15 protein-coding genes are annotated in these 18,111 nt (G+C 69.3%); 10 read left to right on the top strand and 5 right to left on the bottom strand.

The features are described from left to right. Window positions 1-36: 36 nt before the first annotated feature. Complete coding sequence (locus ACFOWZ_RS41245; protein WP_382379428.1) at window positions 37-978, top strand: alpha/beta fold hydrolase; 942 nt, start codon at window positions 37-39, stop codon at window positions 976-978. Here the strand turns inward: ACFOWZ_RS41245 and ACFOWZ_RS41240 are convergent. Both ACFOWZ_RS41240 and ACFOWZ_RS41235 read right to left on the bottom strand, forming a co-directional pair. Continuing rightward, window positions 959-1,399 (bottom strand): MFS transporter, encoded by a 441-nt coding sequence (locus tag ACFOWZ_RS41240; RefSeq protein ID WP_382379469.1) that lies wholly within the window; start codon window positions 1,397-1,399, stop codon window positions 959-961. The genes ACFOWZ_RS41245 and ACFOWZ_RS41240 overlap by 20 nt on opposite strands. After that, window positions 1,372-2,325 carry an MFS transporter gene (locus tag ACFOWZ_RS41235; protein WP_382379426.1) on the bottom strand — a complete coding sequence of 318 codons (954 nt, stop codon included), beginning with the start codon at window positions 2,323-2,325 and terminating at the stop codon, window positions 1,372-1,374. The genes ACFOWZ_RS41240 and ACFOWZ_RS41235 overlap by 28 nt, the downstream gene beginning before the upstream one ends. 91 nt (window positions 2,326-2,416) lie before the next feature. Here ACFOWZ_RS41235 and ACFOWZ_RS41230 point away from each other — a divergent pair, with 91 nt between their 5' ends. The 4 genes from ACFOWZ_RS41230 to ACFOWZ_RS41215 are packed head-to-tail and all read left to right on the top strand — an operon-like array spanning window position 2,417 to window position 5,637. Next, entirely contained in the window at window positions 2,417-3,619 is a 1,203-nt protein-coding gene (locus ACFOWZ_RS41230) for a cytochrome P450 (protein WP_382379425.1), read from the top strand. Between the two features lie 4 nt (window positions 3,620-3,623). Further along, window positions 3,624-4,283, top strand: a complete 660-nt coding sequence (locus ACFOWZ_RS41225) for a TetR/AcrR family transcriptional regulator (RefSeq protein ID WP_382379424.1) — start codon at window positions 3,624-3,626, stop codon at window positions 4,281-4,283. Between the two features lie 14 nt (window positions 4,284-4,297). Further along, entirely contained in the window at window positions 4,298-4,492 is a 195-nt protein-coding gene (locus ACFOWZ_RS41220; protein ID WP_030468645.1) for a ferredoxin, read from the top strand. Further along, window positions 4,489-5,637, top strand: a complete 1,149-nt coding sequence (locus ACFOWZ_RS41215) for an NAD(P)/FAD-dependent oxidoreductase (RefSeq protein ID WP_382379423.1) — start codon at window positions 4,489-4,491, stop codon at window positions 5,635-5,637. The genes ACFOWZ_RS41220 and ACFOWZ_RS41215 overlap by 4 nt, the downstream gene beginning before the upstream one ends. Here the strand turns inward: ACFOWZ_RS41215 and ACFOWZ_RS41210 are convergent. Continuing rightward, entirely contained in the window at window positions 5,585-6,574 is a 990-nt protein-coding gene (locus ACFOWZ_RS41210; protein ID WP_382379422.1) for a helix-turn-helix domain-containing protein, read from the bottom strand. The two genes, ACFOWZ_RS41215 and ACFOWZ_RS41210, sit on opposite strands and share 53 nt — an antisense overlap. Before the next feature lie 97 nt (window positions 6,575-6,671). On the opposite strand from ACFOWZ_RS41210, the gene ACFOWZ_RS41205 reads away from it, so the two are divergent. Together ACFOWZ_RS41205 and ACFOWZ_RS41200 are read left to right on the top strand one after the other, a co-directional pair. Then, on the top strand, window positions 6,672-7,616 hold the full coding sequence (locus tag ACFOWZ_RS41205) for an alpha/beta hydrolase (RefSeq protein WP_382379421.1): 945 nt from the start codon (window positions 6,672-6,674) through the stop codon (window positions 7,614-7,616). A gap of 185 nt (window positions 7,617-7,801) precedes the next feature. Then, window positions 7,802-8,992 carry a glycoside hydrolase family 5 protein gene (locus ACFOWZ_RS41200; protein WP_382379420.1) on the top strand — a complete coding sequence of 397 codons (1,191 nt, stop codon included), beginning with the start codon at window positions 7,802-7,804 and terminating at the stop codon, window positions 8,990-8,992. Window positions 8,993-9,180: 188 nt separating this feature from the next. Here the strand turns inward: ACFOWZ_RS41200 and mmuM are convergent, their stop codons facing one another. Next, the gene (gene mmuM, locus ACFOWZ_RS41195) at window positions 9,181-10,080 is read right to left on the bottom strand and encodes a homocysteine S-methyltransferase (RefSeq protein ID WP_382379419.1); all 900 of its coding nucleotides are present in this window, start codon (window positions 10,078-10,080) and stop codon (window positions 9,181-9,183) included. A gap of 10 nt (window positions 10,081-10,090) precedes the next feature. After that, window positions 10,091-12,145, bottom strand: a complete 2,055-nt coding sequence (locus ACFOWZ_RS41190; RefSeq protein WP_382379418.1) for a cellulase family glycosylhydrolase — start codon at window positions 12,143-12,145, stop codon at window positions 10,091-10,093. A 307-nt stretch (window positions 12,146-12,452) separates the two neighbouring features. On the opposite strand from ACFOWZ_RS41190, the gene ACFOWZ_RS41185 reads away from it, so the two are divergent. The 3 genes from ACFOWZ_RS41185 to ACFOWZ_RS41175 all read left to right on the top strand — a co-directional run bounded on the left by ACFOWZ_RS41185 (window position 12,453) and on the right by ACFOWZ_RS41175 (window position 18,095). Continuing rightward, on the top strand, window positions 12,453-15,095 hold the full coding sequence (locus tag ACFOWZ_RS41185; protein WP_382379417.1) for a glycoside hydrolase family 9 protein: 2,643 nt from the start codon (window positions 12,453-12,455) through the stop codon (window positions 15,093-15,095). A gap of 181 nt (window positions 15,096-15,276) precedes the next feature. Beyond that, window positions 15,277-16,299, top strand: coding sequence for a LacI family DNA-binding transcriptional regulator (locus ACFOWZ_RS41180; protein WP_382379416.1), 1,023 nt, complete (start codon window positions 15,277-15,279; stop codon window positions 16,297-16,299). Between the two features lie 515 nt (window positions 16,300-16,814). Then, window positions 16,815-18,095, top strand: a complete 1,281-nt coding sequence (locus ACFOWZ_RS41175; protein WP_382379415.1) for an ABC transporter substrate-binding protein — start codon at window positions 16,815-16,817, stop codon at window positions 18,093-18,095. Window positions 18,096-18,111: the final 16 nt, after the last annotated feature.

Genomic DNA, 18,111 nt, shown 5'->3' with positions numbered 1-18,111 from the left:
CCCGGCGAGCGCCGGGCGTCAGATGGGGGTCTGAGAATGTCAGAGTTGAGCAGACGCGGTGTGTTCGCGCTGGGCGCGGGCGTCGCACTCGGAGCAGGCACCGGTGTCGCCGCCGCCGACACGAACCGCGAGGCGGAGCTGCCCGGTTTCAAGCACAACCACGCGCAGGTCAACGGTGTGCGCCTGCACTACGTCACGGGCGGGCGCGGCGAGCCTCTCGTGCTGCTGCCGGGCTGGCCGCAGACGTGGTGGGAGTACCACCAGATCATGCCCGCGCTCGCCACGAGGTTCCGGGTGATCGCGGTCGACCTGCGTGGCATGGGCGGGTCCGAGAAGCCGGCGGGCGGCTACGACAAGAAGACGATGGCGGCCGACATCCACGCGCTCGTGAAGCACCTGGGGTACGAGAAGGTCGGCATCGCCGGGCACGACATCGGCAGCCAGGTCGCGTTCAGCTTCGCGGCCAACCACCCGACCGCCACGCGCAAGGTCGCGTTCATGGACGTGCTGCACCCCGACGAGGGCTACTACCAGATCCCGCTGCTGCCGCCGCCCGGCCAGTTCAGCCTCTGGTGGTTCGCGTTCAACCAGATCCAGACGCTGCCCGAACAGCTGCTGACCGGACGGTTCCGCTACCTGATCGACTGGCTGTTCGCGAACACCGCGTTCAACCCGGACGCGATCGACGAGCGGTCGCGCCAGATCTACGCGCGGGCCTACAACTCGCCGGACGCCATCCGCGCGAGCAACGGGTGGTACCAGGCGTTCCACCAGGACATCGCCGACGGCAAGACCTACGCCAAGCTGACGCCGCCGGTGCTGGGGCTGGCTTCGGTGCTGTCCTTCGAGCAGTTCAAGGCGGCGCTGCCGAACCTGGCGATCGACTTCAAGGCCGTGCAGATCGACGGCGCCGGGCACTGGCTCGCTGAGGAGCAACCCGACGCCGTGGCCCGTGAGCTCACGCAGTTCTTCTCCTAGGGATGAAGGCCGCGACCGCGCACGCGACCAGCGCGGTCGCGGCACCCAGCCCCATGATCAGCTTGAAGCTGAACGGAACCGTCACCTGCGTCAGCACCACGCCCGCCACCGCGCTGGACACCGAGGTGCCGATCGCGCGCATCAGCGTGTTCAGGCTGTTCGCGGCGGCGGTCTCCGACGTCGGCACAGCCGCCATGATCAGCGCGGGCATCGCGCCGTACGCCAAGCCGATGCCGGCGCCGATCACCGCCGACACGACGACGAGCTGCCACACCGCGGACATCAGGACCACGCCCGTGCCGTAGCCCAGCGCCACCACGACTGTGCCGAGCATCAGCGTGGCGCGCGGGCCGCGGGCCGTCGTGATCCGCGCGGACACTGGTGCCATCGCCATCATGACCAGGCCGGACGGGACGAGCACCAGGCCCGTGACCAGCAGCGACTGGCCGAGTCCGTGGCCCGTGAACGCCGGGAGCTGGAGGATCTGCGGCAGCACCAGTGACTGGCGAACATCGAGAACGCGAACACCGCCGACGCGACGTTGGTCAGCAGCACCTGACGACGGGCCGTGGTGCGCAGGTCGACGAGCGGCTGGGCCGATCGCAGCTCCCACCAGCCCCACCACCCCAGCGCCACCGCCGCGCCGACGAACAACCCTGCTGTGGCGGCCCCGCTCCACGTCGAGGCCTTGGACACGCCCAAGAGCAAGCAGACCAACGCGACGGAGAGACCCAACGCGCCCACGAGGTCGAAGCGGCCTCCGCTGCGCACCGCCGACTCCGGCACGCAGATCAGGACCGCCGTCAGCACGATCACGCCGGCCGCGGCCGAGGTCCAGAACAGCAGGTGCCAGTCGCTCCGCTCGGCCAGGAACGCCGCCGCGGGCAGGCCGAGGGCGCCGCCGACGCCCAGTGAGGCGCTCATCAGGGCGGTCGCCGACGCGAGTCGTTGGGCAGGCAGCTCGTCGCGCATGATGCTGATGCCGAGCGGGATGACGCCCACCGCGAGCCCCTGCACGACGCGCCCGGCGATCAGCGGGACGAGCGAGTGGCTCAGCGCCGCGATCACCGAGCCCGTCACCAGCATGACCAGGCTGACGAGGAGCATGCGGCGCTTGCCGTACATGTCGCCGAGCCGGCCGACCACGGGTGTCGCCACCGCGCTGGCCAGCAGCGTCGCGGTGATCAGCCAGGTCGTGTCCCCCGGCGACGAGCCCAGGAGCTGCGGAAACCGCGGCAGCAGCGGGATGACCAGCGTCTGCATCAGCGACACCACGATGCCGCCCATCGCGAGCACGGCCACGACCACGTTGGGGCGCGTCACCGGACGCGTTTCTTCGAGGAGCACGTCACCAGTCTAAGTCAGTCGCTTGACTTAATTCACCTGCGTCGGCAGATTGGAAGAAGAGAGACAGCTCCCACCACGAAGGAACTCCCGAATGTCCGAAGTAGACGAACTGCCCCGGTTCCCGTTTCCCGTCGACGCCGCGCTGGAGCCGCCCGCCGAGTGGGCCGAGCTGCGCGCGAAATGTCCGGTGGCGCACGTGCAACTCGCCAGCGGTGACGAGGCGGCGCTGATCACCCGGCACGCGGACGTCAAGACGATCCTGTCGGACCCGCGGTTCACCAGGCCGACCCGCGGCGACGACGCCGCGCGCATGACCGACACCGAGGAAGGCGGCATCTTCAACAGCGAGATGTCGGCGGTGATCCCCCAGCACGGCGAGGCGCACCTGGCGTGGCGCCGCAGCATCGGCAAGTGGTTCACCGCCAAGCGGATGAACGCGCTGCGCCCCGGCATCGCGGCGATGGCCGAGCAGCTGATCGACGACATGGTCGCCAAGGGCGCGCCCGCGGACCTCAAGGCGAGCCTCGGTTTCCCGCTGCCCGTCTGGGTCATCTGCGACATGCTCGGCGTGCCCGACGCCGACCGCGACCGGTTCTCGCACTGGTCGGACGCGATGCTCAGCATGACCCGCTTCTCCGCGGAGGAGATGAAGGCCGCGGAGCTGGAGTTCGGGATGTACATGGCCGCGCACATCGCGGCGAAGCGGGAGAACCCCGGCGACGACCTGCTCAGCGCACTGATCGCGGACCCGGAGCCGATGTCCGACGTCACGCTGATCGCCACCGGTATCGGACTGCTGGTCGCGGGCCACGAGACGACCGCGAACATGATCACGAAGATGGTCGCGATGCTGCTGGAGGACCGCAGCCGGTGGGAGTCGCTGCTCGCCGACCCGGCGCTGGTGCGCACCGCCGTCGAGGAGTCGATGCGCATGGACGCCAACGCCGGTCTCGGCATGGCCCGCTACATCACCGAGGACGTCGAGATCGGCGGCACGGTCCTGCCGCGCGGTACCACCGCGATGTGCAGCATGGCCGCGGCGAACCGGGACGAGGACGCGTTCGAGCGGGCGTCCGAAATGGACCTGGCCCGCACGCCCAACCAGCACCTGGCGTTCGGCGCCGGCGCCCACGCGTGCCTCGGTCAGCCGCTGGCGCGCACCGAGCTCCAGGTGGTGCTCGAGGTGCTGCTCCGCAAGCTCCCGTCGCTCGACCTGGCCGTCGGAGTGGATGATCTGCGTCGAGTCGAGGGGCTCGTCGTCGGCGGGCTCGTGGAACTACCGGTGCGATGGTGACGTGATGAACAAGGTCGACGACAACCCGTCGAGGGCGGAGCGGGCGCACGCCACGCGTGAGCTGATCCTGACCGCGGCCGAACGCCTGTTCGCCGAGCACGGGGTGCTGGCTGTCTCGAACCGGCAGGTCAGCGAGGCCGCCGGGCAGGGCAACAACACGGCCGTCGGCTACCACTTCGGCACCAAGGCCGACCTCGTGCGCGCCATCGCCCGCAAGCACCTGGCGCAGATCGAGGAGCGCCGGCAGCAGGTGCTCGCTCAGATCGGTGACAGCACGGACGTCCGCGACTGGCTGTCCTGCCTGGTGCGGCCGGTCACGGACCACCTGGCGGAGGTGGGCAGCCCCACCTGGTTCGCCCGGTTCGGCGCGCAGGTCATGACGGATCCGACGCTGCGGCCGATCATCGTCGACGAGACGCAGTCGTCGCCGTCGATGGTGCGGGTCCTGGCGGGCCTGGAGACCTGCCTGCGGCACCTGCCGGACGACGTGCGGGCCGAGCGGTTCGACATGTCCCGGCAGCTGCTCGTGCACATGATCGCCGAACGCGAGCGCGCCCTCGCCGAGAACACCCCCACGCCGCGTGCCAGCTGGCACGACGCCGCGACCGGCCTCGTCGACGCCCTCGTCGGGATGTGGCTCGCGCCGGTCACCAACGACTCGTAGAAGGAACATCGAACGTGAAGATCACCGTCGACCAGGACAAGTGCTGCGGCGCCGGAACGTGCGTGCTGCTCGCCCCTGACGTTTTCGACCAGCGCGACGAGGACGGCATCGTGGTGCTGCTCGACTCCCAGCCACCGGCCGGGCTGCACGCGCTCGTGCATGAGGCCGCGAGCGTGTGCCCGGCCTCCGCCATCGCGGTGAGCGAATGACGCTGATCGTCGGCGCCTCGGCCGCCGGTCTCGCGACCGCCGAGGCGTTGCGCCGCAAGGGGTACACCGGCCGTCTGACGATCCTCGGCGCCGAGCCGCACCTGCCGTACGACCGGCCGCCGCTGTCCAAACAGGTCCTGTCCGGCACGTGGGAGCCCGCGAAGGCCCAGCTCCGGCCGGCCGAAGCGCTCGCCGCCCTGGACGCCGAGTTCGTGCTCGGTGACCCGGCGGTACACCTCGACGTCGCCGAGCGGGCGGTGCACACGGCTTCCGGGCGCGTGCTCAAGGCCGAAAACGTCGTGTTGGCAACGGGTCTGCGTCCGCGCACGTTGCCGGGCCAACGCACGCTCCGGACGCTCGACGACGCGGTGGCGTTGCGCGCAGACCTGCTGAAAGCCAAGCGCGCGGTCGTCGTCGGTGACGGTGTGCTGGGGGCGGAGATCGCCGCGACCGCACGGCAGATGGGCGTCGCGGTGACGCTGGCGGGCCCGCAGCAGGCGCCGATGGCGCTCCAGCTCGGGCCCGTGGTCGCCGAACTGCTCGCCGAACTGCACACCGCGCACGGGGTCGACCTCAGGCTCGGCGCCGCCGTCACCGGGGTCGAGGACGACGGCGTGCTGCTGGAGACCGGCGAGGTGCTGCCCGCCGACCTCGTCGTGGTGGCGTTCGGCTCCGCTCCGGCGACGGACTGGTTGCAGGACAGCGGACTCGTGCTCGGCAACGGCGTCGTGTGCGACTCCCGTTGCCGTGCCGCCGACGGCATCTGGGCCGTCGGCGACGTCGCCCGCTGGCACCACGAGACGCTCGGCAGGCTGGTGCGGCTGGAGAACCGGACGAACGCCACCGAGCAGGCCATCGCCGTCGCCGGCAACGTCCTCGGCGCCGACCAGCCCTACACACCCGTGCCGTACTTCTGGACCGACCAGTTCGACGCGAAGATCCACGTCCACGGGTTCGTCGCGCCGGGAGCGTCCGTTGTGGAGGGAAGCCTGGCCGAACGTCGTTTCGTGGTGCGGTACCACCGCGGCGGCGAGGTGGTCGGCGTGCTGGGCTGGAACATGCCCAAGCAAGCCAGGCTGCACCGCCAGGAGATCACTCCGAGTTGTCGCGCACCCGTCGCAGCATCAACGCCAGGTGGAGCCTGAACCGTCCCGGCGCCGAGTCGAGCTCGAACCCGAGTGCCGACTCGGCGCGGGCCAGGCGTGCCGTCATCGTGCTGTGGTGGCGGTGCAACGCGACCGCGGCCTGTCGCACCGAGCCGGTGACGCAGAGCGCGTCGAGCACGGTGATCATGCCTGGTTCCGCGGCCAGCCCGTCGAGCGCGCGGACGTCCGGAAGTGCGGCGATGTCCGCGCGGTCGACCCGCTCGGCGATCAGGGCGAGGCTGCCGAGCCGTTCCCACCACACGACCGGCTCACCGTCCGATGTGTACTGCAGCGCGGTGCGCGCGGCCTGCCACGACTTCGCGGCGTCGATCGCGGGCAGCAGCGGGCCGATGCCGAGGCGCCCGGTCACGTCCGGCACCTCCGTCGTGAGCACCGCTCTGACCGAACCCAGCTGCACCGACCGCCCGGCCACCTCACCGGTCGTCGCGAGCACCCGCAACGGTGCCGTGGCGCCGATGCCGAGCAGGTGCAGGGCGCGCGACCGTTCCGCGGTGCCGACGCCCTCGGAGAGAACGAGTTCGACGAGCGCGGGATCGCCGAGCTCCGGCAGCGGAACGCTCGAGTGCTCCAGCAGGACGGCGGCGGCGATCGCGAACCGTTCGAGCAGCATGTCGTCCAGCGGTGCCGGCGAGCCCGCGCGCGCGACCCAGACCTCGACGCCGCCCTCCAACGGCCGCACCGCCGCGCGCGCCGGCACCGGCCCCGTCGTGACGGCACCACCCGCGTCGGCCCGCAGGCACAGTCCCTGTCCCGGCGCGTGCAGGCCGACCGGGCAGCCGGCGAGCTCGGACGTGCTGCGCACCAGGGTGTCGAGGCCCGCGCGCTCGGTGATGAGGCGATCGAAGAACCCGATCACCCGCACCGCGTTCTCCGCGTCGGCGTCCAGCCCGGACAACCTCAGCAACAGGCCTCTCATCCCGTCACCATAACCCCGACAGGTGGCTGGTGAGGTGCCCCGAACGCCCGCCACGTGTCGGCTGCCCGCCCCGCCGTCCAGAGCCGAGGATCGCTTCATGAGCTACGCCATCGACCCCGAACTGCTCCCCTGGCTCGACATGCTGCCGGGGGTGGTCCTGGAGGACTACGACGCTCTCCTGACCGCTCGCGCAGGGCAGGCCCAGCTGAGCGATGTGATGCCGTCCTACGAGCCGGCGAACCCGATCGACGTCCGCGACACGACGGTCCCCGGTCCGTCCGATGCCCCCGACGTGCCGGTCCGGATCTACACACCGGCGAACCTCGAGGCACCCGTGCCGGGCCTGGTGTACATCCACGGCGGCGGGTTCGTGCTCGGCGACCTGGACATGTTCCACGCGCACGTGCTGCGGCTCGCCGACGAGCTCGGCATCGTCATCGTGTCGGTGGACTACCGGCTCGCGCCCGAACACCCGTTCCCGGCACCCGTCGAGGACTGCTACGCGGCACTGAAGTGGGTCGCGGCCAAGGCGGAGGAGCTCGGCATCGATCCGGCGCGGATCGGCGTCGGCGGCGAGAGCGCCGGTGGCGGCCTCACCGCGGGAACCGTGCTGCTGGCGCGCGACCGCGGCGGCCCCGAGCTGTGCTTCCAGTACCTCGGCATCCCCGAGCTGGACGACCGCCTCGACACGGAGTCGATGCGCGACTACGTCGACACCCCGCTGTGGAACCGCCCCAACGCGATCTTCAGCTGGGCCAGCTACCTCGGCGCCGAGCCCGGTGACGTCTCCCCCTACGCCGCTCCCGCCCGTGCCACCGACCTCGCCGGCCTGCCGCCCGCCTTCGTGACGACCTGCCAGTACGACCCGCTGCGCGACGAGGGCATCGAGTACGCCCGCCGCCTCGCGCACGCCGGCGTGCCGACCGAGCTCCGCCACTACCCCGCCACGTTCCACGGTTCCTCGTTCATCGAGAGCGCGGCGATCACCCGCCGGATGTTCGCCGACGAGGTGGAGGCGTTGCGCCGGGGTCTTCGCGTCTGACCTCGCACGTACCCGCGCGCCCTCTTCGGGCGCGCGGGTTCTTTTTGTTCGACAGTCGATTCGTCGAACCAGTTTCGCGATTTCCGCGACACCGTGGTCGAAATTGTTGGTGAAATGTTGACGACCTGCTGAACACCGCCCTACGGTTTCGGAAAGCGCTTTCCAATTCCCGGGGAGAAACACCCATGGTCTCGAAGGCACGGAAGATCAAAGTCGCTCTTCTGGCCGCGGCACTGGCGATCGCCGGATCCGGGCTGACGAATCCCGCATCGGCGGACGTGCAGCTCAACGCGGCACAGATCGTCTCCGACATGGGGGCGGGCTGGAACCTGGGCAACCAGATGGAGGCCAGTTCGAACGGAGTTCCGAGCGAGACGGCGTGGGGCCAGCCCGTCATCACGCAGGCACTCGTCGACAAGGTGAAAGCCGCCGGATTCAAGACGATCCGAATCCCGGTGTCCTACCTGAACAAGATCGGGCCCGGCCCGAACTACACGATCGACGCCGCGTGGCTGAACCGGATCCAGCAGGTCGTGAACTACGCCTACAACCGCGGCCTGCACGTGCTCATCAACATGCACGGCGACGGGTACAAGACCGTCAACGGCGCGTGGCTCATCTGCGACGCGGGCAACCAGACGGCGATCAAGGACAAGTACCAGAAGGTCTGGCAACAGATCGCGACCAGGTTCGCGAGCTACGACCAGCGCCTGATCCTCGAGTCGATGAACGAGAACTTCGACGGGCAGTGGGGCGCGCCGACCCAGCCGTGCTACTCGAACATCAACGCCTACAACCAGATCTTCGTGGACACCGTGCGCAGGACCGGCGGGAACAACAGCTCGCGGTGGCTGCTCGTGCCGGGCTGGAACACGAACATCGACTACACGACGGGCAACTACGGCTTCGTGCTGCCGACCGACCGGTACCGCTCGCCTTCGATCCCGAGCAACGAGCAACGGCTCATGATCTCCGTGCACTACTACGACCCGTGGGACTTCACGGGCGAGGAGAGCACCAAGATCACGCAGTGGGGACGCGGGTCGACGAATCCGGCCAAGAAGTCCACGTGGGGCCAGGAGGACTTCCTGGACGCGCAGATGAAGAAGGTCTACGACAAGTTCGTCACCAAGGGCTACCCGGCGGTCGTCGGTGAGTACGGCGCGATCGACAAGGCCTTCGCCGACTCCTCGAACCCCCGGTACCGCGCGGACTACGTGCGTGCCGTCGCGGCCACGGCCAAGAAGTACGGTGCGGCTCCCGTCTACTGGGACAACGGTTACAACGGCCAGTACGGGTTCGGGTTGTTCAACCGGGCGTCCGTCACCGTTACACAGCAGGGCATGATCAACGCCATTCTGAGCGGAGTCGCGTGATCGTTCGACTCGAACGCGTTTGGCGCGAAAAGCACGTTCGGGCCATCTATCGGCCCGGACGTGCTTTTCGCGCCAAACAGCCGAGGGCGACACGCCGGCGACACGCCGTGTGCGTCCTGACCGTTCGACCTCAGTACAGTCGCGCGTCCGAGACGGCCATCACTATGAAGCTCCCCGGACAACAGCGACTACGCCTTCCGCTCACCCGCCAACGCGCCCGCGAGCACCCCGATCGCGTCCGGCCCGGTCCGGCAACACCCACCAACCAACCGCGCCCCGTGCCCCGTCCACTCCCCGGCCAGCCCAGCGAACCCCGTCCCGTCCCCGGTCCAAGCCCGCTCCGCCGCGTCCCACTCCTCACCACTGTTCGGGTACACCACCACCGGCAACCCCGTCGCCGACGCCACCGACACCGCGTGGGCGACGTCCTCCGGCGGACAGCAGTTCACGCCGACCGCGATCACCTCGTCGACGCCCGCGGCCACCGCGAACGCCTCCTCCAGCGGCTGGCCGGCGCACGTGCGGTCGCCGCGGATGCTGTAGGAGAGCCAGACCGGCACGCCGCTGCCCCTGACCACCTCCAGCACGGCCGCTGCCTCGTCGACGTCCGGGATCGTCTCGACGGCCAGCACGTCCGGGGCGGCCTCCACCAGCGTCTCGATGCGGGGGCGGTGGAAGTCCACCAGCTCCGCCACGCTCAGGCCGTAGCGGCCGCGGTACTCCGAGCCGTCCGCGAGCATGGCGCCGTACGGGCCCACCGACGCCGCTACCCAGCGTTGTCCGTCCACTGAGGAGGCGGCGGAACGGGCCAGCGCGACGCTCGCGTGGAGCAGGCGGGCGGTCTCCGCGGAACCGATGCCCTGCTTGGCGAAGCCCTCGAAGGTCACCTGGTAGCTCGCCGTGATGGCCACCTCGGCGCCCGCGCGGTAGAACGCCAGGTGGGCGTCGCGCACGGCGTCGGGGTCGGTGAGCAGCAGCCTGCCCGACCACAGCGCGTCGGACAGGTCGTGCCCGGCCAGCTCCAGTGCCGTCGACATTCCGCCGTCGAGCACGACGACCCGGTCCGCCAGTGCGTCCTTCAGTTCCACGTGGACGATCCTACGAGCCCGAGCTCCCGGTCACCGAACTGCCCGAGCGAGTCACGTAGTAGGTGACGACAGCGCCACTCCAGTAGTGGAACGTGAGCGTCACCCGCGCGTTGTCGTTGACCTCGGCGAAGAACTCCGGCGTGAGCGTGGTGACGCCGGTGGTGTAGTTCGGGGCGAAGGTCCGGTCGAACTCCTTGAAGGAAGTCCAGTTGTGCGGGCCCGCGTTCGAGCCGTCCGCGTACTTCGCCTCCATCGTGGCGAGCTGGTCGCCGCGGAAGGCCGTCGGGATCGCGAACGAACTCGTCGTGCCGGTCGCGGCCGACAGCACCGGTGTGTCGTAGGTGATGACGTTGATCCGCCACGGCACGCCCTGGGAGAAGTGGGCCGAGAGCACCGCGTTGACACCGTAGTTCCGCGAGCCGCTCAGCCGGGTCAGCGCCGAGGCCGTCAGGGTGAGCTGGTCGCCGGAGATCGTGTAGTCGGTGCCGCGCACCAGTTCCGTCGTGCCGTGGCGCAGGGAGGTGAACGCGGTTCCGTTGGTGTTCAACGTGATCGTCTTCGAGCTCACGGCACTCGACCGGGCGTTGAACACCAGGTCGCTCGACGCCGTGCCGGAACGGGTCGTCCAGCTCGACTTGATCTGCGCGATCAGCTCGGGGTCGCTCCACTGGAAGGACGTTCGGCCGAAGTGCTGGCCGTTGTCCCACAGCATCGTCGTGATCTTCTTCGTGCGCGCGTAGTGGCCGAAGTACTCGAAGAACTTCAGCTTCTCGCCCTGCTCGATCGTGCCCGTGTGCCGGTCGAAGCCCAGCAGGCCGTACTCCCCCAGGATCACGGGGACGCCGCGGGCGACGAAGGTGTTGTACACGCGGTCGAACGAGTCGGTCAGGTCCTTCTGCGCGGTCGCGTCGAAGCGCGTCCCGCCGGCCACGTTCACGCTGAACGGCCAGTAGCCGTAGTAGTGCACCGTCGCGATCAGGTTCGGGTCGTTGAAGCCGCGGATCGAGGTCGCGAGCTCGTCGAGCCGTGCCTGTTCGGACGAGGTGTGCAGGGTCGGCAGCACGAGCAAGCGGTTCGCGTTGGTGCCGCCCGAGCGGCGCACGATGTCGCGGAACGACGCGTTCAGCTCGTGCAGCAGCTGCGCGTTCTGCGCGTCGCCCGAGCTGCCGGTGAACTGCGGTTCGTTCACGCTCTCGAACACGAGTGCCGCCGGGGAGTCCTTGAAGGCCGCCGACAGCTGGGTCCAGATCGCGTTGTAGCGGGCGAGCACGCCGGTCCGGTCGGACGGCATGGCCGCGATCCACTGCCAGGAGTCGTGGTGGATGTTGATCATCACCTGGAAACCGTCGGCGAGCGCCCAGCCGACGACCTCCTTGACGCGGTTCAGGTACGCCGCCTCGATCGTGTAGCCCGGTGCCGGTCCCTGGTGCTGGCCCCACGTGACCGGGATGCGGATGCTCTTGAAGCCCTGCGCCTTCACGTTGTCCAGCAACGCTTCCGTGACGCGCGGGTTGCCCCACGACGTCTCGTCGCTGCCGGTCGAGTCCAGCGTGTTGCCCAGGTTCCAGCCCGGCTGCATCGCCGCCACCCGCGCCATCGCGTCGCCCGGCGGCACCGGATTTCCCGTGGTCGTGGTGGTCGTCGGAGGTGTGCCGGGGCTGCCGGTGCACGTGACCCCGTTGAGGGCGAACGACTGCGGCGCTGTGTTCGTGCCCGACCAGCTGCCGTTGAACCCGAACGACACCGTGGCGTTCGGCTCGATCACCGCGTTGTGGCCCGCGTCGGTCGCCGTGACCTGACTGCCGGACGACGTGACGGTGGCGTTCCAGGCCTGCGTCACCTGCTGGCCGGACGGCCACGTCCAGGTCAGCCGCCAGCCGTTGACGCGGTCGCCGACGTTGGTCACGGCGACGTTCGCGGTGAAGCCGTTCTGCCACTGGCTCGCCACCGCGTAGTCCACCCGGCAGCCCGGTGCGGCGGCGGCAGGGGCCACCACCGCCAGGCCGACGGTCACGGCCACCGAGACGAAAGCCGCCGCCAGCGCGACGCTGCGCCGTCCGGTCATCAGACACCTCCCGAAATCTGGGAGCGCTCCCAGATGAGGCGGACTGTAACGACACGACCGAGAACCGGGGAAGAGCGCGTCGAATTGTGGTCGAACAGCGGGCGAACCTCGCCATGCAGTTCAGCGGCATTCGAGTCGAATTGTCGAACACGTACGACATTCCGGTGGGAAACCGGAAAAAATCATGACGGCATTTCAGCTCCACCCCCTGTCGGAACGCTTTCGTGACCGTTACAGTCCCGGACCTGGGAGCGCTCCCAGGCAGCGCTTCGAACTCCTGTCATCGGAGGCTCACGTGCAGAGTCGCATGTCGAGAGCTGTGACAGCCGTCCTCCTCGTGCTGGTCGCGGGGCTGGCCGGTCCACTCGCGTCACCATCGGCCGCCGCGCCCGCGTTCAACTACGCCGAGGCGCTGCAGAAGTCGATCTGGTTCTACGACGCGCAGCGGTCAGGAAAGCTGTCACCGGACAACAGGGTGAGCTGGCGCGCGGACTCGGCGCTGCGCGACGGCTCGGACGCCGGACTCGACCTGTCCGGCGGTTTCTACGACGCGGGCGACCACGTGAAGTTCGGGCTGCCCTTCGCGTTCAGCGTGTCCATGCTCGCCTGGGGAGCCGTCGAGAACCGGGACGCCTACGCGAGTTCCGGCCAGCTCCAGCACCTGATGGCGAACCTCAGGCACGGCACGGACTGGATCATCAAGGCGCACCCGTCCCCCAACGTCGTCTACGGGCAGGTCGGTGCGGGCAACCCCGACCACGCCTGGTGGGGATCGGCGGAGGTCATGCCGATGGCACGGCCGTCGTACAAAGTGGACACCTCGTGCCCCGGCTCCGACCTCGCCGGCGAGTACGCGGCCGCGATGGCGTCGGCGTCGATGGTCTTCAAGGACACCGATCCGTCCTACGCGGCCACACTCCTCACCCACGCCAAGCAGCTCTACTCGTTCGCCGACACCTACCGCGGCAAGTACAGCTCGTGCATCACCGACGCCGCGAACTTCTACAACTCCTGGAGCGGCTACCAGGACGAGCTCGTGTGGGGTGCGATCTGGCTGCACCGCGCGACCGGTGACGCGGGCTACCTGACCAAGGCCAGGGCGGAGTACCAGAAGCTCGGCACCGAACCGCAGAGCTCGGAACGCTCCTACCGGTGGACCATCGCGTGGGACGACAAGTCCTACGGCGCCTACGTGCTGATGGCCAAGCTCACCGGCGAGCAGACCTACGTCACCGACGCCAACCGCTGGCTGGACTTCTGGACCACCGGGTACAACGGCAACAAGGTCCGCTACTCCCCCGGCGGCCAGGCGGTCCTCGACAGCTGGGGCTCACTGCGCTACGCGGCCAACACCGCGTTCGCCGCGCTCACCTACTCGGACTGGCTGTCCACACGCGACAGTGCGAGGGCAAGGACCTACCACGACTTCGGCGTGCGGCAGATCAACTACGCGCTCGGCGACAACCCACGCAACTCCAGCTACGTGGTCGGATTCGGCACGAACCCGCCGCGCAACCCGCACCACCGCACCGCGCACGGGTCGTGGGCCGACAGCATCCAGGAACCCGTCACGAGCAGGCACGTGCTCTACGGCGCACTGGTCGGCGGCCCCAGCACCAACAACGACGCCTACACCGACAGCCGCAGCGACTACGTGATGAACGAGGTCGCGCTCGACTACAACGCGGGCTTCACCGGTGCGCTCGCCCGGCTGTACAAGGAGTTCGGCGGCACCCCGCTCGCGACCTTCCCGGTCGCCGAGACGCCGGACGGGCCGGAGCTCACCGTGCAGGCGTCGGTGAACCAGAGCGCCACCCAGTTCACCGAGGTGAAGGCGTTCGTGCTGAACAGGACCGCCTGGCCGGCGAGGACGTTCAACGGCACCCTGCGCTACTACTTCACGCTCGACGGAACCACCACGCCGAGCCAGATCAGCGTCACCACGAACTACAACCAGTGCGGCGCGGCAAGCTCACCCGTGCAACACCGCGGCTCGATCTACTACGTCGAGATCCCGTGCTCCGGCGTGGCTCCGGCCGGGCAGTCCGCGTACCGCAAGGAAGTCCAGTTCCGCATCACCAGCACCGGGACGTGGGATCCGGCCAACGACTGGTCCTACGTCGGGCTGGGCAGCGGCAACACGGTCGTCCAGACCGACAGGGTCGTGCTGCGCCAGGACGGCAGGACGGTGTGGGGCACCGAGCCCGGCGGCGGCGTGACCGACAACGACCCGCCGACCGTCCCCACCGGACTGACCGCCTCGAACGCCGCGAGCTCCAGCGTCACGCTGAGCTGGACCGCGTCGACCGACAACATCGGCGTCACGGGGTACGAGGTCCTCACCGGCACCACGGTCGTCGGCCAGTCGGCCACGACCAGCCTCCAGGTCACCGGTCTCACGCCCGACACGCAGTACACGTTCGCCGTGCGGGCGAAGGACGCGTCGGGCAACGTCTCGGCCGCGAGCACACCGGTCACCACACGCACGTTGCCGGGCGTGAGAAGCACGCTGACGGCGCAGCACAGGGGCACCGGCGCGGCCACGTCGAACCAGATCACCGCCACGCTCCAGCTGACCAACCGCGGCACCGCACCGGTCGGCCTCGCCACGACGACGCTGCGGTACTGGTTCACCGGCGACGCACCGTCCCCGAGTTACCAAGTGTGGTGCGACTGGGCACAGATGGGATGTGCGGGCGTCCAGGCACGCGTGGTCAAGCTCTCGACCGCCCGTCCGGGAGCCGACGCGTACCTCGAGGTGTCCTTCACCGCGGGCAGCCTCGCCGCCGGTGCGAGCACGGGCGAGATCCAGGTGCGGGTCGCGAAGTCCGACTGGTCCGGTTTCACCCAGTCCGACGACCACAGCTACCGGATCAGCAACGGGCTCACGGACTTCGACCGGGTCACCGCGCACACCGGCGGTGCCCTCGCGTGGGGTGCCGAGCCCTGACGATCTTCGGAGCGGGGCGTTCTGCGCGCCCAGGCGTCCCGCGCCGAGCCCAACCCCGGCCCCTGGCCGGCCCTCCCGCGTCCCCGGTACAGCGGCGTACCGGGGACGCGCTCTCACGGCCGACACGCGGCAGGTTCGGTCGAGTTCGAACTGACGACCGCTGACTCCTACGATGTGCGGCATGACGGAGATTGACCGGCAGCGACGACCCGGCCCGCGGATCGATGAGGTCGCCCGGCTGGCCGGTGTGTCCAAGTCGACGGTCTCCAGGGTGATCAACGACGAGCAGTACGTGAGCGCCAAGGCCCGCGACGCCGTGCACACGGCGATCACCCGGCTCAAGTACAGCCCGAACCACGCCGCCCGGTCCCTCGCGGGCAGCAAGGCGAACGCCATCGCGCTGATCGTGTCCGAGCAGGGCAGCAGGGTGCTCGGCGACCCGTTCTTCGCGGGGGTGCTGCGCGGCGTGCACGCGGAGCTCTCCGGGCGGCGCATCCAGCTGCTGCTGATGCTCAGCCGGCCGGAGGACCACGACGACCTCCTCGGCTACCTGGCGGGCGGTCACGTCGACGGAGCGCTGCTGGTGAGCCTGCACGGCGACGACCCGTTGCCGAACCTGCTGCACGAGATCGGCCTGCCGGTCGTCGTCGGCGGCCGCCCGCTCGGCGCCGCCTCCGTGCCGTTCGTGGACTCCGACAACTTCACCGGCGGCCTGGACGCCGTGCGCCACCTGGTGTCCCTGGGCCGCAACAGGATCGCGACCGTCGCCGGCCCGCGCGACATGGCGGCGGGCCTCGACCGGCTCAGCGGCTGGCGCCGGGGCCTCGGCGAGGCGAAGCTCTCCGCGGACCTCGTGGTGGAGGCCGACTTCACGCCGGAGAGCGGCGCCCAGGCGATGACCGAGCTGCTCGACCGCGCGCCCGACATCGACGCCGTCTTCGTCGCGGCGGACATCATCGCGCTGGGCGCGTTGCAGGTGCTGCACGCCCGCGGCAGGCGGGTGCCGGAGGACGTGGCGGTGGTCGGGTTCGACGACTCGCTGCTCGCCTCGACCGCGACGCCGCCGCTCACCACGGTGCGGCAGGACGTCGAACAGCTCGGCCGCACGATGACGTGGCGGCTGCTGGGCGAGCTCGCCGGCGAGCAAGGCCTGCCTCCGTCGCTGTTGCTGCCGACCTCTTTGGTGCGTCGCGCGAGCGCCTGACCTCCACCCTCGCCGGCCCAGACCCCGACGTGGATGAACGGCGCTTTTGTCCACCTGAGGTGGACAAAAGCGCCGTTCATCAACCTGAGGTCGCGTAGCGACCAGACTGCTGTCCGGGTTGCGCGCAGGTCGACCCGGAGCACTCGCCGCGGCCGAACGGCGCGGCACTGTTGCTGCATGCGCCGAGGCGAACCACGCGCCGGCCTGAGCGCCGCCGTCACCCGTTGGTCCGTGCGTCCACACCGTCCTTCGGCTGCCTGGACCACACGTCACTGACGCGGTGCGTACCTGAAGAAGCACTCAGTGTTAACCCATCGGACACACTTCCGGGAACGCTCCCAGTTGTCCCAACTGTGACCTGAGCCATGAATGGCGAGGTCATCCGGGTGTCCAGGCCCGAAACTGCCTGGTGTCGCCAGGAGTGTGGCTTGACACACGTTTGAATCCAGGGCGACACTCTGCCGCATCTGGGAGCGCTCCCAGAACCCGCCCGCCGAGACCAGAGGAGTTCTCCCGTGCGACACCGTTGGGTCAGCGTGCTGATCTGTGCCGCCGTGTCCGCCGCCGCCACCACTGCGTGCGGGTCGGGCGGGGCCAGTCAGTCCGGGGACGGAAAAACCGAACTCACGATCGCCACGTTCAACGAGTTCGGCTACGAGGACCTGTTCAAGGAGTACGAGGCGGCCCACCCGGACGTCAAGATCACTCAGCGCAAGACCGGACAGGGTCAGCCGCACCACCAGAACCTGTTCACCAAGCTGGGCGCCGGCTCCGGACTCGCCGACATCGAGGCGATCGAGGAGGGCTACCTCAGCCAGGTGATGTCGAAGTCCAGCCAGTTCAACGATCTCAAGGAGATCGGCCCGGCGGTCGAGGCCGACCGCTGGCTGAAGTGGAAGACCGAGGCCGTCACCACCAAGGACGGCAAGCTGATCGGCTACGGCACGGACATCGGCCCGCTCGCGATGTGCTACCGCAAGGACCTGTTCGCGCAGGCCGGTCTGCCGTCGGACCCGGAGGGCGTGAAGGCGCTCTTCTCCACGTGGGACGCGTACTTCGCGGCCGGTGACCAGTTCATCGCCAAGGTTCCGGGTGTCGCCTGGTTCGACAGCGCCGCCCAGGTCTTCAACGCGATGCACAACCAGCACGAGGTCGGCTACTACGACAAGTCCGACAAGCTCGTCGTGGACACCAACCCCGACATCAAGGCCGACTGGACCGCGGTGACCACCGCTGTCTCGAAGGGGCAGTCGGCCCGGCTCGCGGCGTTCAGCCCCGAGTGGAACACCGGCTTCAAGCTCGGCAAGTTCGCCACCAAGACCTGCCCGTCGTGGATGCTGGGCGTGGTCGAGTCGCAGGCGGGCCCCGAGAACAAGGGCAAGTGGGCGGTCACCGACGCGTTCCCGAACGGTGGCGGCAACTGGGGTGGCTCGTACCTGAGCGTGCCGAAGCAGAGCAAGAACGCCAAGAAGGCCGCAGAGCTCGCGGCGTGGCTGACGGCTCCGGAGCAGCAGATCAAGGCGTTCAAGGCCAAGGGCACGTTCCCGAGCCAGGTCAAGGCTCTGAGCGACCCGGCCCTGCTGGAGCAGACCAACGCCTACTTCGGTGACGTCAAGGCCGGCGCGCTGTTCGCCACGCAGGCCAAGAAGGTCACGTCCGCGCAGTACAAGGGCCCGGCCGACGGCCAGATCCAGGAGACGGTGTTCAGCCCGGCGCTGCAGTCGGTCGAGCAGGGCAAGACCGCCGACGAGGCCTGGAAGACCGCCGTCGAAGGCGCTCAGAAGGCGGCCAAGTAGTGACCGCCGTTCTTCC

Source organism: Lentzea rhizosphaerae (genome assembly GCF_042649515.1).
GTDB lineage: Bacteria > Actinomycetota > Actinomycetes > Mycobacteriales > Pseudonocardiaceae > Lentzea > Lentzea aerocolonigenes.
Note: the sequence above shows the minus strand (reverse complement) of the source record. Positions and strands in the feature narration are given on the sequence as shown.

Coding starts and splice junctions, on each gene's coding strand:
- ACFOWZ_RS41180 (WP_382379416.1), top strand. CDS start 15,277: ATGACGGAGATTGACCGGCAGCGACGACCCGGCCCGCGGATCGATGAG.
- ACFOWZ_RS41230 (WP_382379425.1), top strand. CDS start 2,417: ATGTCCGAAGTAGACGAACTGCCCCGGTTCCCGTTTCCCGTCGACGCC.
- ACFOWZ_RS41210 (WP_382379422.1), bottom strand. CDS start 6,574: ATGAGAGGCCTGTTGCTGAGGTTGTCCGGGCTGGACGCCGACGCGGAG.
- ACFOWZ_RS41185 (WP_382379417.1), top strand. CDS start 12,453: ATGTCGAGAGCTGTGACAGCCGTCCTCCTCGTGCTGGTCGCGGGGCTG.
- ACFOWZ_RS41200 (WP_382379420.1), top strand. CDS start 7,802: ATGGTCTCGAAGGCACGGAAGATCAAAGTCGCTCTTCTGGCCGCGGCA.
- ACFOWZ_RS41215 (WP_382379423.1), top strand. CDS start 4,489: ATGACGCTGATCGTCGGCGCCTCGGCCGCCGGTCTCGCGACCGCCGAG.
- ACFOWZ_RS41245 (WP_382379428.1), top strand. CDS start 37: ATGTCAGAGTTGAGCAGACGCGGTGTGTTCGCGCTGGGCGCGGGCGTC.
- ACFOWZ_RS41190 (WP_382379418.1), bottom strand. CDS start 12,145: ATGACCGGACGGCGCAGCGTCGCGCTGGCGGCGGCTTTCGTCTCGGTG.
- ACFOWZ_RS41205 (WP_382379421.1), top strand. CDS start 6,672: ATGAGCTACGCCATCGACCCCGAACTGCTCCCCTGGCTCGACATGCTG.
- ACFOWZ_RS41225 (WP_382379424.1), top strand. CDS start 3,624: ATGAACAAGGTCGACGACAACCCGTCGAGGGCGGAGCGGGCGCACGCC.